General features: G+C 62.3%; 17 protein-coding genes. 16 read left to right on the forward strand and 1 reads right to left on the reverse strand.

What is annotated here, in order from left to right; all coding sequences use genetic code 11:
* Positions 1–6: 6 nt before the first annotated feature.
* From fliS to CLU92_RS14130, 5 genes are read left to right on the forward strand one after another with little or no spacing between them, the layout of a single operon-like run.
* A complete protein-coding gene (gene fliS, locus CLU92_RS14110) occupies positions 7–453 on the forward strand; it encodes a flagellar export chaperone FliS (RefSeq protein WP_101482384.1) in 447 nt (148 codons plus the stop codon).
* Between the two features lie 3 nt (positions 454–456).
* A complete protein-coding gene (locus tag CLU92_RS14115; protein WP_101482385.1) occupies positions 457–783 on the forward strand; it encodes a flagellar protein FliT in 327 nt (108 codons plus the stop codon).
* Positions 784–800: 17 nt separating this feature from the next.
* Positions 801–1,979 carry a flagellar hook-length control protein FliK gene (locus CLU92_RS14120; RefSeq protein WP_101482386.1) on the forward strand — a complete coding sequence of 393 codons (1,179 nt, stop codon included), beginning with the start codon at positions 801–803 and terminating at the stop codon, positions 1,977–1,979.
* On the forward strand, positions 1,972–2,298 hold the full coding sequence (locus CLU92_RS14125) for an EscU/YscU/HrcU family type III secretion system export apparatus switch protein (RefSeq protein ID WP_035821344.1): 327 nt from the start codon (positions 1,972–1,974) through the stop codon (positions 2,296–2,298). The genes CLU92_RS14120 and CLU92_RS14125 overlap by 8 nt, the downstream gene beginning before the upstream one ends.
* 25 nt (positions 2,299–2,323) lie before the next feature.
* Positions 2,324–3,070 carry a flagellar brake protein gene (locus CLU92_RS14130; RefSeq protein ID WP_101482387.1) on the forward strand — a complete coding sequence of 249 codons (747 nt, stop codon included), beginning with the start codon at positions 2,324–2,326 and terminating at the stop codon, positions 3,068–3,070.
* A gap of 72 nt (positions 3,071–3,142) precedes the next feature.
* Here the strand turns inward: CLU92_RS14130 and fliE are convergent, their stop codons facing one another.
* Positions 3,143–3,445 carry a flagellar hook-basal body complex protein FliE gene (fliE, locus tag CLU92_RS14135; protein WP_257562501.1) on the reverse strand — a complete coding sequence of 101 codons (303 nt, stop codon included), beginning with the start codon at positions 3,443–3,445 and terminating at the stop codon, positions 3,143–3,145.
* Between the two features lie 339 nt (positions 3,446–3,784).
* Here fliE and fliF point away from each other — a divergent pair, with 339 nt between their 5' ends.
* From fliF to fliP, 11 genes are all read left to right on the forward strand, one after another.
* Complete coding sequence (fliF, locus tag CLU92_RS14140; RefSeq protein WP_101482389.1) at positions 3,785–5,500, forward strand: flagellar basal-body MS-ring/collar protein FliF; 1,716 nt, start codon at positions 3,785–3,787, stop codon at positions 5,498–5,500.
* Positions 5,493–6,491 (forward strand): flagellar motor switch protein FliG, encoded by a 999-nt coding sequence (gene fliG, locus CLU92_RS14145; RefSeq protein ID WP_101482390.1) that lies wholly within the window; start codon positions 5,493–5,495, stop codon positions 6,489–6,491. The genes fliF and fliG overlap by 8 nt, the downstream gene beginning before the upstream one ends.
* Positions 6,492–6,534: 43 nt before the next feature.
* Positions 6,535–7,248 (forward strand): flagellar assembly protein FliH, encoded by a 714-nt coding sequence (locus CLU92_RS14150; RefSeq protein WP_101482391.1) that lies wholly within the window; start codon positions 6,535–6,537, stop codon positions 7,246–7,248.
* Positions 7,249–7,337: 89 nt separating this feature from the next.
* Positions 7,338–8,654 carry a flagellar protein export ATPase FliI gene (gene fliI, locus CLU92_RS14155; protein ID WP_243858287.1) on the forward strand — a complete coding sequence of 439 codons (1,317 nt, stop codon included), beginning with the start codon at positions 7,338–7,340 and terminating at the stop codon, positions 8,652–8,654.
* A 32-nt stretch (positions 8,655–8,686) separates the two neighbouring features.
* A complete protein-coding gene (fliJ, locus tag CLU92_RS14160; protein ID WP_101482393.1) occupies positions 8,687–9,127 on the forward strand; it encodes a flagellar export protein FliJ in 441 nt (146 codons plus the stop codon).
* Between the two features lie 19 nt (positions 9,128–9,146).
* Positions 9,147–10,427, forward strand: coding sequence for a flagellar hook-length control protein FliK (locus CLU92_RS14165; protein WP_101482394.1), 1,281 nt, complete (start codon positions 9,147–9,149; stop codon positions 10,425–10,427).
* Positions 10,428–10,613: 186 nt separating this feature from the next.
* Complete coding sequence (fliL, locus tag CLU92_RS14170; protein ID WP_101482395.1) at positions 10,614–11,126, forward strand: flagellar basal body-associated protein FliL; 513 nt, start codon at positions 10,614–10,616, stop codon at positions 11,124–11,126.
* A 6-nt stretch (positions 11,127–11,132) separates the two neighbouring features.
* Positions 11,133–12,119: a flagellar motor switch protein FliM gene (gene fliM, locus CLU92_RS14175; RefSeq protein WP_101482396.1), complete on the forward strand. Its 987-nt coding sequence runs from the start codon at positions 11,133–11,135 to the stop codon at positions 12,117–12,119.
* A 51-nt stretch (positions 12,120–12,170) separates the two neighbouring features.
* Positions 12,171–12,605, forward strand: coding sequence for a flagellar motor switch protein FliN (gene fliN, locus CLU92_RS14180; protein ID WP_034754038.1), 435 nt, complete (start codon positions 12,171–12,173; stop codon positions 12,603–12,605).
* Positions 12,602–13,183, forward strand: coding sequence for a flagellar biosynthetic protein FliO (fliO, locus tag CLU92_RS14185; RefSeq protein WP_101482397.1), 582 nt, complete (start codon positions 12,602–12,604; stop codon positions 13,181–13,183). The genes fliN and fliO overlap by 4 nt, the downstream gene beginning before the upstream one ends.
* Positions 13,184–13,190: 7 nt before the next feature.
* Complete coding sequence (gene fliP / locus CLU92_RS14190) at positions 13,191–13,949, forward strand: flagellar type III secretion system pore protein FliP (RefSeq protein WP_096238644.1); 759 nt, start codon at positions 13,191–13,193, stop codon at positions 13,947–13,949.
* Positions 13,950–13,955: the final 6 nt, after the last annotated feature.

The raw sequence follows: 13,955 nt of genomic DNA on the forward strand, positions 1-13,955 counted from the left end.
AATTAAATGTTTGGAACCCAACAACGCGGCGTCAATGCCTATGCCAAGGTCGGCCTGGAAACGGGCATCGTTTCGGCCTCGCCGCACAAGCTGATTGTAATGCTGTACGACGGCGCCCTGGTGGCCGTGCTCAGCGCGCAAGTGCACATGAAATCGGGCAATGTGCCGGAAAAAGGCAAGTCGATCTCGAAGGCCATCCAGATTATCGACAATGGCTTGCGCGCCAGCCTGGACAAGGAAGCGGGCGGCCAGATCGCCGAAGGCCTCGACGCCCTGTATGAATACATGAGTGCGCGCCTGCTGACGGCCAACATCCGCAACGACCTTGGCATGCTGGAAGAAGTGCAACGTCTGCTGACCGACTTGCGCGAAACCTGGAACGCCATAGGCGCCACCCCCGCCGCCATGCCTGGCGCCGATCTGAAACGTATGCCCAGCCTTGCGAGCGCCTGACCCATGATGACGAATCAAGAAGTCCTGACCACTTACGAAGCCATGCAGTCCCTGACGGGCCAGATGGTCACTGCCGCCACCAACGCCGACTGGGACGAGCTGGAAGCACTGGAGCAGCAAGTGAGCGCGCATGCGGAAGCGCTCAAGGCGAATGAAGCAAAAGTCGTGCTGGAAAGCGCCGGCCGCCAGCGCAAGGTCGCCCTGATCAAGCAGATACTGGAAGACGACCGCAAGATCCGCGACCTCACCATGCCGTGGATGGCGCAATTGTCCAAGCTGATCAACAGCACGGGCACCGAAAGGCGCCTGGCCAACGCCTACGGCGTCTAAACGCACACGGGGGCGCCATGTTGCCGAAGATGGACGCGATCGGCATGACGCCCCTGACCCCGGTCAAGGGCACGCGCCCGGCCGACGCCGTCGCCGACCCGCGCCAGGCCGAGTTCCAGCGCTCGCTGCAGGGACTGATCGGCAAATCCATGCAGGGACAGGTGCTGGCCCGCATGGGCGATGGCAGCTTCCTGGTGCGCGTGGCCGGTACGCCGGCCCGCATGCAGCTGCCCGCCGGCGCCCAGCTTGGCACGGAAATCCCGCTGACCTTGATCGGCATCAATCCCCGCCCCTCTTTTCAAATCGGCACTCACCGCGACCAGCCCGCGCGCACCCTGCTGACGTATGCGGACGCAGAAGCCGAGCCCGAGGCTGCCGACCTGCGCGGTCCCCAGCCAGGCGCCGCCCAGGCGGGCACGCGCGCCAGCAGCACGGCCGCCACCCTGCTCAGCCGCGCGCCTTTGACGCCAGCCAATTTGCTGCCCGCCCTGGCAGGCGACACGCCAGCGCCCGAGCTGAGCACCACCGCGCGCGCCATCAGCACTGTGCTCAGCCAGGCGGAAAGCGTGCCCGGCGCGCCCCTGTCCCTGGTCGGCAAGACGCCGCTGATGACAACGTCTGGCGCCGCCCCGGCCCAGGTGGCCCAGAAACTGCGGGATGCGGTCGGCAGCAGCGGCTTGTTCTATGAATCGCACGTGGCCGAATGGGCCGAAGGCAAGCGGTCGCTGGCGTCGCTGCTGCTGGAGCCGCAAATGCAAAAAGCCGCGCCGGGCGAGACGCCCAGGACGGGCACCGACCTGGCCTCGGCGCAACTGATCAATTTGCAGCTGCATACGCACGAACAGGCGCGCGTGCAGTGGCAGGGCGAAGCCTGGCCCGGCCAGAAGATGCAGTGGGATATCAGCCAGGATGCGCCGGAAGGACAGCAGCACGCTGGCACGGAGGCCGACGAGGAGGCGATGGCCTGGCGCAGCAATGTGCGCTTCCAGTTCCCCCTGCTGGGCGACCTGGCCGCGCACGTGGTCTTGCAGGGCGGCCGGGTGGCCATCCAGATGCAAGCGGGCAGCGAGGCCAGCGCCGACACCTTGCGCCAGCATGCGGCGCGGCTGGAAGCGTCGCTCGAGGCGGCCGGATGGCCATTGTCTTCCCTCAGCATCGCCGGCAAGCCGGAGGCGGCTGGAGAAGATGATGCTTGACGACACCAAGCGCAAGGTGCCGCAGACGGCCGTCGCCCTGGCCTACCAGAGCGGCACGCCGGCGCCCAAGGTAGTGGCCAAGGGCAGCGGTCTGATCGCGGACCAGATCATCAGTACGGCGCGCGAACACGGCGTCTTCGTGCATGAATCGAAGGAGTTGGTGGCGCTGCTGATGGATGTCGACCTGGACCGCCAGATTCCGCCCGGCCTGTATCGGGCGATTGCGGAACTGCTGGCCTGGTTATATCATATTGAATCTGCGAATGGCGGACCCATCCCGCCGCCGCCCGACACCAGCGTCAATCTCACCGATACATAGACAGGCATCAATGCAAGCACATATTATGGATTCCGGCCTCGAAAACTGGCATGACTTTGAAGTGGAATCACGGCGGGAAATCATCGCCTTGCTACGCAGCATCGGCGAAAAGAACCAGCTGATCCGCATGCTGATCCACGGTGAATCCGATGTGTGCGTCACCTCCATCCTGGAAGTCGATGCCGAACGCGATACCGTCATTCTCGACCGTTCCGTGAACGCCGACCAGAACCGGCGCATGGTGGCGGCCACCGGCATCTCGTTTGAAACCTCGCTCGACAAGATCCGCATCCTGTTTGCCAGTGCCCTGGTCGAAGAGTGCAACTACAAGGGCACGCCCGCCTTGAAAATTGCCATTCCAGAAACATTGATCCGCCTGCAGCGGCGCGAGTATTACCGCATGACCACGCCCGTGAGCAATCCCGTGCGCGTCTCGATTCCCTTGCCGCCCTCGCTGGGCGGCACTGACACCCTGTTTCCGCTGGCCGACATCAGCTGCGGCGGCATCGCCATCCTGGACAATAAACTGATCTTGGGCGAGACCATCGGCAGGGACTATCCCGGCTGCCGCATCGACTTGCCCGACGTCGGCATCGTCACCGCCACCTTGCAAATTCGCAATTCGCTGGACATGACCCTGCTGAACAACAAGCTGAACCGCCGCCTGGGCTGCCAGTTCGTCGACCTGCCGCGCAGCATGCTGGCGCATGTGCAGCGCTATATCACGCGACTCGAACGAGAACGGAATGCCCGCATGGCGGGGTTGGGCTAATAACCAAAAACGAAAGCCGGGGTCAGACCCGGCGGGTCTGACCCCGGAATTTGCCGTTGGGGTAGCTAAAACTTAAACCTGCATATTCATGATCTCGTGATACGCCGACACTAATTTATTTCGCACCTGCACCGTCGCCTGGAATTCGATGCTGGACTTTTGCATCGACACCATCACGTCCGACAGGCTGACCTTTTCGTCGCCCATGGTAAAGCGCTGGCCCATCGCCGACGAAGCCTGTTGAGAACTGCTCACGGAGTCCAGCGCGCTCTTGAAGGCATCCGCAAAATTCACCTTTGCCGCCGGCGCCTCGGTCTGGATCGCCGGTATTTTCGCCTCCGGCCGCGTGGCCGCCGACTTCAGTTGCGCGATCATCGCCTCGATCCTGCCGCTATCGATACCGCCTGTTTTCACTTTGCCTCCCGATTCTGGTCTGCTGCATAACTGTTCCTTGCCTGTTGCACCCAGAGAACAAAACCCTGGCTTGCAAGGCAACGACGGGTACAATAACTTCCGTCACATGTTGCCAGGGTTCCACAATACCAGCGCGAACGCCAACCGCTCGGCCGAGCAGGCGGCAAAAGCACCTTCTGTTTGGACGATTGAAGCGCGTGACAGTGGCGGATAATTCTGCATATCGCCCCCTCCTCATGAGGAAGCGGCCCCCACGCATCACCCAATACCCGTCAATAACACGCGCCCCGGAAGGCAATCATGGCTGTAGCCGAAGAAATCGATGTGAACCGCATACCGCCGGAACCGGCGCCTGCCCGCTCGCCCGTGGAGTCCGTGCAAGCGTTCGCCAAGACGCCGATGGGCAAGAATTTCCTGCGCGGCCTGGGCGTGGCGGCACTGATTGCCATTGGCGTGGCCCTGTATATGTGGAACCAGCCACCCGAGTACAAAGTCCTGTTTTCCAACTATACGGACCGCGACGGCGGCGCCATCACCGCGTCGCTGGACCAGCTGGGCATCAAGCACAAGTTTTCCGAAGGGGGCGGTGCCATTCTCGTGCCGTCCGAGCAAGTCCATGACGCGCGCCTGAAACTGGCCGCGCAAGGCTTGCCCAAAGGCGGCAACGTGGGCTTCGAGCTGATGGAAAACCAGAAGCTGGGCGTCTCGCAATTTCTGGAACAGGTCAATTTCCAGCGCGCGCTGGAAGGCGAACTGGCGAAATCGATCGAATCGGTGTCTGCCGTCGATACGGCCAGAGTCCACCTGGCCCTGCCAAAACCTTCCGTCTTCGTCCGCGAACAGCAAAAACCGACGGCTTCCGTGCTGCTGAACCTGCATCCGGGACGCGGCCTCGACCAGCTGCAAGTGAGCGCCATCGTGCACCTGGTGGCGTCCAGCGTGCCGGAACTGTTGCCCGTGAATGTCACCGTGGTCGACCAGGCCGGCAACCTGCTGTCGAACCAGGAAAAGGACAAGGATCGTGCCAACGGCATCAAGAGCCTCGATCCGAACCAATTGAAGTACGTGCAGCAATTACAACAAAGCGTGATCAAGCAAGTCGAATCGATTTTGCTGCCCATCGTCGGCGAAGGCAATGTACGCGCCGAAGCGACGGCCGACGTGGATTTTTCGCAAAGCGAGCAAGCGGCAGAAACCTACAAGCCGAACTCGCCGCCTGAAGCGTCCACCATCCGCAGCCAGCAAACGAGCGAATCGACGGGCGCCGGCAATGCCAATCCGTCTGGGGTGCCGGGCGCCCTGTCGAACCAGCCGCCCGGCGTGGCTACGGCGCCATTGACGGCGGAGGCACCGGGCGCCGCAGCTGGCGCACCGACGGCACCGACGCAAAAAGAATCGACAACGAATTACGAAGTTGACAAGACTGTGCGCTACGAGCAGAAATCCATGGGCGGCTTGCGCCGCCTGTCGGTAGCCGTCGTCGTCAACTACCGCCGCAGCTTCGACAAGGATGGCAAGGTGACGGTCAAGCCGATTTCTCCTGCAGAAATGGTGCAGATCAATAATCTGGTCAAAGAAGCGATGGGCTACAACAAGGAGCGCGGCGACAGCTTCAGCGTGGCTAACTCGCCCTTCGACGGCATCGAGCGCGCGCCGGAAGGCAAGCTGGAGTGGTGGCGCGACCCGGCCAACTTGCCGCTGGCCAAGGAACTGGCGAAATTCCTCATCACGGCCCTGATTTTGCTATATATCTTCATCAAGATCGTGCGCCCGATGCTGCGCCCCGTGATGCGCAAGATCGACGATTTCGGTGCGCCACCGCCCGTCATCGAGCCGGAACTCGCCAAAGACGGCGAAGAAAACGAAGTCCTGCTCAGCGAAGCCGAGCTGGAAGAACTGGAAGAAGATACGGCCCGCGGTTATCGCGAAAACTTGGCAATGGCCCGGAAACTGGCACAGGAAGACCCGCGCGTGGTGGCCAACGTAATCAAAGCATGGATAGGCAATAATGACTGAGACAACGGGACTGCAAAAAGCATCCATCCTGATGCTGGCACTGGGCGAGAGCGAAGCGGCCGAGGTCATGAAATTCCTCGGCCCGCGCGAAGTGCTGAAACTGGGCGCCGCCATGGCCACCATGAAGGGCATCGCGCACGAGCAGGTAGTCGAGGTGCTGGACGACTTCCGCTCGCAGACGGAACTCAATTCCACCGTCGGCCTCGATTCGGACGAATACATCCGCCAGGTGCTGACCAAGGCGCTGGGCGACGACAAGGCGTCCGTGCTGCTGTCGCGCATCCTGGGCGGCAAGGATGCGTCCGGCATCGAATCGCTGAAGTGGATGGATTCGCAATCCGTGTCCGAGCTGATCCGCAACGAACACCCGCAGATCATCGCCACCATCCTGGTCCATCTGGAACGCGACCAGGCTTGCGAAATCCTCGGCCATTTCACGGACCGCCTGCGCAACGACGTGGTGCTGCGCATCGCCACCCTGGACGGCGTGCAGCCGGCCGCCTTGCGCGAACTCAACGATGTGCTGACGAAACTGCTGTCGGGTAACGAAAACATCAAGAAATCGTCGCTGGGCGGCGTGCGCGCGGCGGCCGAGATCCTCAACTTCATGAGCGGCGAGCAAGAAGGCTCCGTCATGGACAATATCAAGAACTACGACAACGACATGGCGCAAAAGATCATGGACGAAATGTTCGTGTTCGACAATGTGATCGACATCGACGATCGCGGCATTCAATTGCTGCTGCGCGAAGTGCAGTCGGAAATGCTGATCATCGCCCTGAAAGGCGCCTCGCAAGAGCTGCGCGACAAGATCTTCAAGAACATGTCGCAGCGCGCCGGCGAGATGATGCGCGAAGACCTGGAGTCGAAAGGCCCCGTGCGCCTGTCTGAAGTCGAATCGCAACAGAAACAGATCCTGCAAATCGTGCGCCGCCTGGCGGACGAAGGGCAGATAGTACTGGGTGGAAAAGGCGAGGATTCGTTTGTCTAATTTAATACCCAAAGAGCAACAAACCGCTTACCAGCGCTGGGAAATGACCTCGTTTGGCGACGAGCGCCCCAGCGTGGTGGCGGCGCGCAAGCTGCTCGAACCGGAGCCTGCACCGGAATTCGACCCGGAAGTTGATCCATACGGCGAACTGCAGGAAGAAGAGCTGGCCCCGCCGCTGGAATACCCGACGCAGGAAGAACTCGACGCCATCCGCGAGGAAGCGCGCGCCACGGCCTTCGACGAGGGCCGCGCCGCCGGTTATGCGGAAGGCCACGCGGCCGGGCATGCCGATGGCCATGCGCAATCGTATGCGGAAGGCAAGGCGGCATCCAGCGTGGAACTGGCGCATCTGCAAACTATCGCCGTCGACTTCGGCACGGCCGTGCACCAGGCCGATGAACTGATCGCCAACGAAGTCATGGAACTGGCCTTGCAACTGGCCAAGGCCATGCTGAAGACAGCCTTGCCCGTGCGCCCCGAGCTGATGCTGCCGGTGGTGCGAGAAGCTATCGAATACTTGCCTGTACTGCAACAACCAGCCTTGCTGATGCTCAATCCGGAAGATGCGCAAGTGGTACGCGACGGCATCGGCGATGAGCTCGACAAGGGTGGCTGGCGTGTCATCGAAGACCCGAGCGTGGAACGCGGCGGTTGCAAGATCGACACGGCCAGCAACCAGATCGACGCGCAAAGCTCCACCCGCTGGCAGCGCCTGACGCATGCGCTGGGCAAGGACCTGGACTGGCTGGCGCCGTGAGCGAGCCCGTCAAAGGCCCGAATGCCCATGCGGCGCGCTGGCGCGCCTACCTGAGCGACTGTTCGGCCGTGGTCGGCTTTGTCGAACCGATGCAAATTTCGGGGCGAGTCACGCGCGTGGCCGGCCTGGTGATGGAAGCCGTGGGCCTGCGCCTGGCCGTGGGCGCCGCCTGCACTGTGCCACTGCCCAATGGCGGCCGGGTCGAGGCGGAAGTGGTGGGCTTTGAAGGCGAGCGCCTGTTTTTGATGCCGCAAAGCGACGTCGAGGGCATCGTGCCCGGCACGCGCGTGTTTTCCGTCGAACCGGCCATTCCACGCCCAGGCAGCGTGGCACACCCGCGACGCCGCCCCAGCGACCGCGCGCGCCACTTGCCCGTGGGACCGCAACTGCTGGGCCGCGTGCTCGATGGCGCAGGACGGCCGCTTGATCAGCTGGGCCCGCTGCATACGACCGATAGCGCTCCCATCAATGTACGCCCCGCCAACCCTCTGGGCCGCGCACCCATCGTGGCCACGCTGGACGTGGGCGTGCGCTCGATCAATGCCATGCTGACCGTGGGCCGTGGCCAGCGCATGGGCCTGTTCGCTGGTTCCGGCGTAGGTAAAAGCGTGCTGCTGGGCATGATGGCCCGCTACACGGAAGCGGACGTGATCGTCGTCGGCCTGATCGGCGAACGGGGACGCGAGGTGAAGGAATTCATCGAGCAAATTCTCGGCCCCGAAGGCTTGGCCCGCTCCGTCGTCGTGGCCGCGCCGGCCGACACGCCGCCCCTGATGCGCCTGCAAGGGGCCGCGTATGCGACGGCCATTGCCGAGTATTTCCGCGACCAGGGGCAAAACGTGCTGTTGATCATGGATTCGCTGACCCGCTACGCCATGGCGCAGCGCGAAATCGCCCTGGCCATCGGCGAACCGCCAGCCACCAAGGGTTATCCGCCGTCCGTCTTCGCCAAGCTGCCCGTGCTGGTGGAACGGGCCGGCAATGGCGAGGAAGGCGGCGGCTCGATCACGGCCTTCTACACCGTGCTGACCGAGGGCGACGACCAGCAGGACCCGATCGCCGACTCCGCGCGCGCGATTCTCGATGGCCACATCGTGCTGAACCGCCGCCTGGCCGAGGCGGGCCACTACCCGGCCATCGACATCGAGCAATCGATTTCACGCGCTGCCCACTCGATCACCACGCATGAACACCAGCAACAGGCGCGCAAACTCAAGCAACTGTATTCGCGCTATGAACGCAGCCGCGACCTGATCAGCGTGGGCGCCTACAGCGCCGGCACCGATCCCGTGCTGGACCAGGCCATCGCGCTGCATGAAAAAATCGAGGCGTTTTTGCAACAGCAAATCACGGAGCGGGTCAGCATGGACGAGAGCTTGGGGCAACTTACCGCTCTATTCGACTGATTAGGGCTTGCACAGCGGGAATATAATCAAGTATGGCTTCTCCTTCCCAACTTGCAACCCTGATTGACCTTGCCCAGCGCGAAACGGACGATTGCGCCAAGCGCCTGGGCGCGGCCCTGAAAGCGCTGGACGATTGCCGCCAAAAGCTCGAGATGCTGTCCGGCTACCGCGATGACTATGCCAAGCGCTTCGAGGCGAGCATGAGCAACGGCATTACGCCCATGGCCTACCGCAATTTCCAGGCCTTCATGGTCAAGCTCGACAGCGCCATCCTGGGCCAGCAGCAAGTGGTCAACCACGCGCAGGCACGCAGCGACAATGAAAAACAGCACTGGCAGAACGCCGAACGCAAGCGCATGTCGTACACCACCCTGAACAACCGGGCACAGGAACAGGCGCTGAAGCTGGAAAACAAGCGCGACCAGAAAGCAATGGATGAGCACGCGGCGCGACAAGCCTATTACAAACGCTAAGCAACACTGAGGCAGCATCATGCAAACCCTGCAAAACCCGATTTCCCAGATTGTCTCGCCGAACGCCACGCCGGGCACTGCCAACCGCAGCCAGCCGCCCACCAGCGGCACGGCGGGCGACTTCCAGCGCACCCTGAACCGCCAGATCGAGCAACGCCAGGCCAGCCGCAATATGGAGCAAGCGGCAGCACCGGCGGCGGCCCGCCCCGCCAGCCCTGCCGCCACGCAAGCACCCGCCCAGGCACAGGCCAAGGAAACGAAGCCGGCGCAAGTGGGCACCGAACAGGCCGCCACCAGCGAACAGCCATCCGCGCCGGCCAGCGAAGCGGCTGCGCCCGCCACTAGCGACAGCGCCACGGCCGAGGCAAACGTGCCCGCCGCCCCCGCCGCAACAGTCACGCCGCCAGCCGATCCGGCCGCCGAGATGCTGGCCCTGGTGGGCAGCATCCAATTGGCGATCCAGCCGCCAGCCGCCAAGGCCGTGCCGGAACTGCCAGCGCGCGCCAGTGTCAAGGCCGACGCCAAGGGCGTGACAGCAGCGCCATTACTGGCAGCCGGCCAGGGCAGCGGCAAGACCGCCGCCACCGCCGCCACTGCGCAAGCCGACAGCGCCGACTTCGCCGACAGCCTGGGCCTGGCCCAGGGCAAGACGGCCACCACGCAAGGCAACAGCGTGCCGACCGGCAAGGGCGAGCCGGGCAAACTGGCCATCGACGCGCAACTGGCGGCCACCGCCAGGGCTGGCACCGCCGTGGCCGAACCGATTATCAAGGAAGCTCCTGCCGACCTGAGCCGCCTTGCGGCCCAGTTGCAGCCAGGCGCGCTGCAGCAGGCCGCCGCCGCTGTGGCCGTGCCGGCAGATAAACTGACGGGCCGGGTCGGCACGCCGGCCTGGGATCAGCAACTGGGGCAAAAGGTCGTGTGGATGGCGGCCGGTGGCGACCAGAGCGCCACCCTGACCCTGAATCCACCCGACCTGGGGCCTGTGCAAGTGGTCCTGACGGTCACCAATGACCAGGCCGATGCCGCCTTCATGTCGGCCCAGCCCGAAGTACGCCAGGCGCTGGAAGCGGCCATGCCGCGCCTGCGCGAGATGATGAGCGAAGCGGGCATCGCCTTCGGCAGCGCGACCGTCTCGGCCGGCACGCCGGAACAGAAAAACAATGGCGAGCGTGCCGCCTCGGGCGAACGCCGCGGCAATGGCCAGGGCGGCGGCGTCTCCGGTGGCGAGATCGCCATCGCGCCGGCGACAGGCGGACGCAGCCGGCCCAGCCTGAGTGCCGTGGATACCTTTGCCTGAGGCCAATTCGTCGTCCACGGGCCACTGGCGCGCCTCACAGCGTAACTTTTCGTATAAAAACAGCGAGTTGAGGGCGCTTCCGCCCTCTTTTCACTGCATCCTTCTGCGCAGAATTTGCCGATAATGACATAATGGCGTCGTGATCCACTTCCATGCACTCGAGTACCATTGAAAGCAAATCCAAAAATGAAAGCAGATCCGAAAGCAGATGCAGGCCTGGCCCCCGCCGGCGCCTCGAAAAAGAAGCTTCTGATCATCGTGCTGGCCTCGGTGCTGGTGGCTGGCGGCATCGGTGGCGGTGCCGCCTGGTACTTCCTGCATGGCAAGGCCGATAAAGAAGAATCGGCGCCCAGCAAGAAAAAACATGCCGCTTCCAAGGCAGGTCCGCCCGTCTTCGTGCCCATCGATGCCTTCACCGTCAACTTGCAGCCGGAAAATGGCGAGCAATACCTGCAAATCGCATTCACCTTGCAAGCGAGCAGCCCGGAAGAAATGGACTTGATCAAGGTCAACATGCCGAAGGTGCGTAGCCGCTTGCTGCTGCTGCTGTCCGGCAAAAAAGCATCCGAACTCAATACCGTGGAAGGCAAGCAGCAACTGGCGGCCGAAATCATCAATCAGGTGAACCAGCCGTTCGAGGACAAAGGGCCGGAGCAGGACGTGACGGACGTATTATTTACCGCATTCATCATTCAATAAGCAGCCATGGCCGATAATTTCCTCTCCCAGGAAGAAGTCGATGCCCTTTTGAAGGGCGTCAACGGAGACCAGGACGACGCGCAGGCGCCGGAAGATGTCACGGGAGTTCGTACCTACAACCTGGCAACCCAGGAGCGCATCGTGCGCGGCCGGATGCCAACGTTGGAAATTATCAACGAGCGTTTCGCCCGCCTGCTGCGCGTGGGCCTGTTCAACTTCTTGCGCCGCAGCGCCGAAGTGTCAGTAGGTTCTGTGCGCGTATCGAAATACAGCGAATTCATCCGCAATCTGGTGGTGCCGACCAATCTGAACCTGGTGCACATGAAGCCGCTGCGCGGCACGGCCCTGATGGTCTTCGATCCGGGCCTCGTATTCTTGCTGGTCGACAATCTGTTCGGCGGCGACGGACGTTTCCATACGCGCGTCGAAGGGCGCGATTTTACGCAGACGGAGCAGCGCATCATCTTGCGCATCCTCGACATCGTCTTTGAAGCCTATACCAAGTCGTGGGAGCCGGTCTTCCCCGTCGAGTTCGAATATATTCGTTCAGAAATGAACACGCAGTTCGCCAACATCGCCACGCCGAACGAAGTGGTGGTTGCCTCCACATTTACGGTAGAACTAGGCTCCGTTTCCGGACAAATTCACTTCTGCATGCCATATTCGATGATCGAGCCGATCCGCGATTCGCTGACCTCGAGCCTGCAGGGCGAGGCGCTGGAAGTGGACAAGCGCTGGATCCGCCTGATGACGCAGCAAATCCAGATCGCCGAAGTGGAACTGGTGGCCTCGCTGGGCACGGCGCGCGTCTCGTTCGACGAAATCCTGAACATGAAGGTGGGCGACATCATCCCGCTGAATATTCCCGAACTGATCGCCGCCACCGTCGACGGCGTGCCCGTGATGGATTGCACCTACGGCGTGTTGAACGGACAATATGCGCTGAAAGTCGAAAAGTTATTGGCAAACACCGATAACATGAACAATCACTAAATAATTACCCGGGCCGCGTTGCGGTCCGTATCTGTACAACAGGAGAAACACATGTCTGACAACCAAGACGACCAAAGCGCGGAAGACGATTGGGGCGCGGCCATTGCCGAGCAGGCCAAGGCGGAAGCGGAAGCGCTGCAGAACCAGGCCGCCAATACGGCCAGCGCGGCCAGTGCCGCCGTGTTCAAGGACTTTTCCAAGCAGGCGTCGAAGTCGGAAACGCATAACGATATCGATTTCATCCTCGATATCCCCGTGCAGCTGACGGTAGAGCTGGGCCGCACCAAGATTGCCATCAAGAACCTGCTGCAACTGGCGCAGGGTTCCGTGGTCGAGCTCGACGGCCTGGCCGGCGAACCGATGGACGTGCTGGTGAACGGCTGCCTGATTGCCCAGGGCGAAGTGGTGGTGGTGAATGACAAGTTTGGTATCCGCCTGACCGACATCATCACGCCTTCCGAACGCATCCGAAAATTGAATAAATGAAGCCTGGCCTGTTGATTTCCACCCTGCTGCCGCTCATGGCGGCATGCAGCATTGCGCTGGCGGCGCCAGCTTCGGCGCCCGTACCCGCTTCGGCCCCGGCTGAAACGGCAGCGGCCAGCGCACCTGCCGAAGTTGCAACTGAAAAACCCGCTGCTGCCGCTGCATCTGCGCCTGCCGCCGCCCTGCCCGCCATGCCGGCAGGCGCGCCCATGACGATGGCGCCGACGAGCTCGGCTGGAAGCTTGCTGCAAACCATCTTCGCACTGGTGTTCGTGCTGGCCTTGCTGATCGGCCTGGCCTGGTTCATGAAGCGCTATGGTCCCAAGGTCATGGGCGGCAACAACAAGATGCGCGTCGTCAGCTCGCTCAACCTGGGCGGACGCGAACGCATTGTCCTCGTCGAAGTGGCCGACCAGTGGATCGTTGTCGGTGCCTCACCCGGCCGCATCAACGCACTGGCCACCATGCCGCGCCAGGAAGGCGAGTTGCCGCAACTGGCAACGGCGCAAAACGGCCCTGCGGCCGCCAATTTTTCCGAGTGGCTGAAACAGACCATCGAAAAACGCAATGGGAAATAAGCAGCAGATGGCGTGGTCCAACGTAAAGACTCCCCTGACCTGGCTGCTGGCGGCGGCCGCCCTGGCCTTGCCGCTGTGGGCCATGGCCCAGCCGGGCATCCCCGCCTTCAACAGCACGCCAGCGCCGGGCGGAGGACAGAATTACTCGCTGCCGGTGCAGACGCTCATCCTGATGACGTCGCTCACCTTCTTGCCGGCGGCCCTCTTGATGATGACCTGCTTTACGCGCATCATTATCGTACTATCCCTGCTGCGCCAGGCCATCGGCACGCAATCGGCGCCGCCAAACCAGGTGCTGGTGGGGCTGGCCCTGTTTTTGACCTTGTTCGTCATGGGCCCCGTGTTCGACAAGATTTATACGGATGCCTATCTTCCTTATCAGGAAAATAAGATCAGCATGCAGCAAGCCATGGACAAGGGTGTCGATCCCCTGAAAACCTTCATGCTCAAGCAAACGCGCCAGGCTGACCTGGCCCTGTTCGCCAAGATGTCGCGCTCGCCGGCCTTGCAAGGCCCGGAAGACGTGCCGCTGCGTATCCTCGTGCCCGCCTTCGTCACGAGTGAACTGAAAACGGCGTTCCAGATCGGCTTTGCCATCTTCATCCCGTTTTTGATCATCGACATGGTGGTCGCCAGCGTACTGATGTCGATGGGTATGATGATGATGTCGCCGGCCACCATTTCGCTGCCATTCAAGCTGATGTTGTTCGTGCTGGTCGATGGCTGGCAGTTGCTGCTGGGCTCGCTGTCACAGAGTTTTTACTAGGGGAAA

Origin of the sequence: Janthinobacterium sp. 61 (assembly GCF_002846335.1) — a bacterium.
GTDB lineage: Bacteria > Pseudomonadota > Gammaproteobacteria > Burkholderiales > Burkholderiaceae_D > Janthinobacterium.

Coding starts and splice junctions, on each gene's coding strand:
- fliN (WP_034754038.1), top strand. CDS start 12,171: ATGTCTGACAACCAAGACGACCAAAGCGCGGAAGACGATTGGGGCGCG.
- fliE (WP_257562501.1), bottom strand. CDS start 3,445: ATGATCGCGCAACTGAAGTCGGCGGCCACGCGGCCGGAGGCGAAAATA.
- fliJ (WP_101482393.1), top strand. CDS start 8,687: ATGGCTTCTCCTTCCCAACTTGCAACCCTGATTGACCTTGCCCAGCGC.
- fliF (WP_101482389.1), top strand. CDS start 3,785: ATGGCTGTAGCCGAAGAAATCGATGTGAACCGCATACCGCCGGAACCG.
- fliO (WP_101482397.1), top strand. CDS start 12,602: ATGAAGCCTGGCCTGTTGATTTCCACCCTGCTGCCGCTCATGGCGGCA.
- CLU92_RS14165 (WP_101482394.1), top strand. CDS start 9,147: ATGCAAACCCTGCAAAACCCGATTTCCCAGATTGTCTCGCCGAACGCC.
- fliP (WP_096238644.1), top strand. CDS start 13,191: ATGGCGTGGTCCAACGTAAAGACTCCCCTGACCTGGCTGCTGGCGGCG.
- CLU92_RS14125 (WP_035821344.1), top strand. CDS start 1,972: ATGCTTGACGACACCAAGCGCAAGGTGCCGCAGACGGCCGTCGCCCTG.
- fliL (WP_101482395.1), top strand. CDS start 10,614: ATGAAAGCAGATCCGAAAGCAGATGCAGGCCTGGCCCCCGCCGGCGCC.
- CLU92_RS14120 (WP_101482386.1), top strand. CDS start 801: ATGTTGCCGAAGATGGACGCGATCGGCATGACGCCCCTGACCCCGGTC.
- fliG (WP_101482390.1), top strand. CDS start 5,493: ATGACTGAGACAACGGGACTGCAAAAAGCATCCATCCTGATGCTGGCA.
- fliI (WP_243858287.1), top strand. CDS start 7,338: ATGCAAATTTCGGGGCGAGTCACGCGCGTGGCCGGCCTGGTGATGGAA.
- CLU92_RS14150 (WP_101482391.1), top strand. CDS start 6,535: ATGACCTCGTTTGGCGACGAGCGCCCCAGCGTGGTGGCGGCGCGCAAG.
- CLU92_RS14130 (WP_101482387.1), top strand. CDS start 2,324: ATGGATTCCGGCCTCGAAAACTGGCATGACTTTGAAGTGGAATCACGG.
- CLU92_RS14115 (WP_101482385.1), top strand. CDS start 457: ATGATGACGAATCAAGAAGTCCTGACCACTTACGAAGCCATGCAGTCC.
- fliM (WP_101482396.1), top strand. CDS start 11,133: ATGGCCGATAATTTCCTCTCCCAGGAAGAAGTCGATGCCCTTTTGAAG.
- fliS (WP_101482384.1), top strand. CDS start 7: ATGTTTGGAACCCAACAACGCGGCGTCAATGCCTATGCCAAGGTCGGC.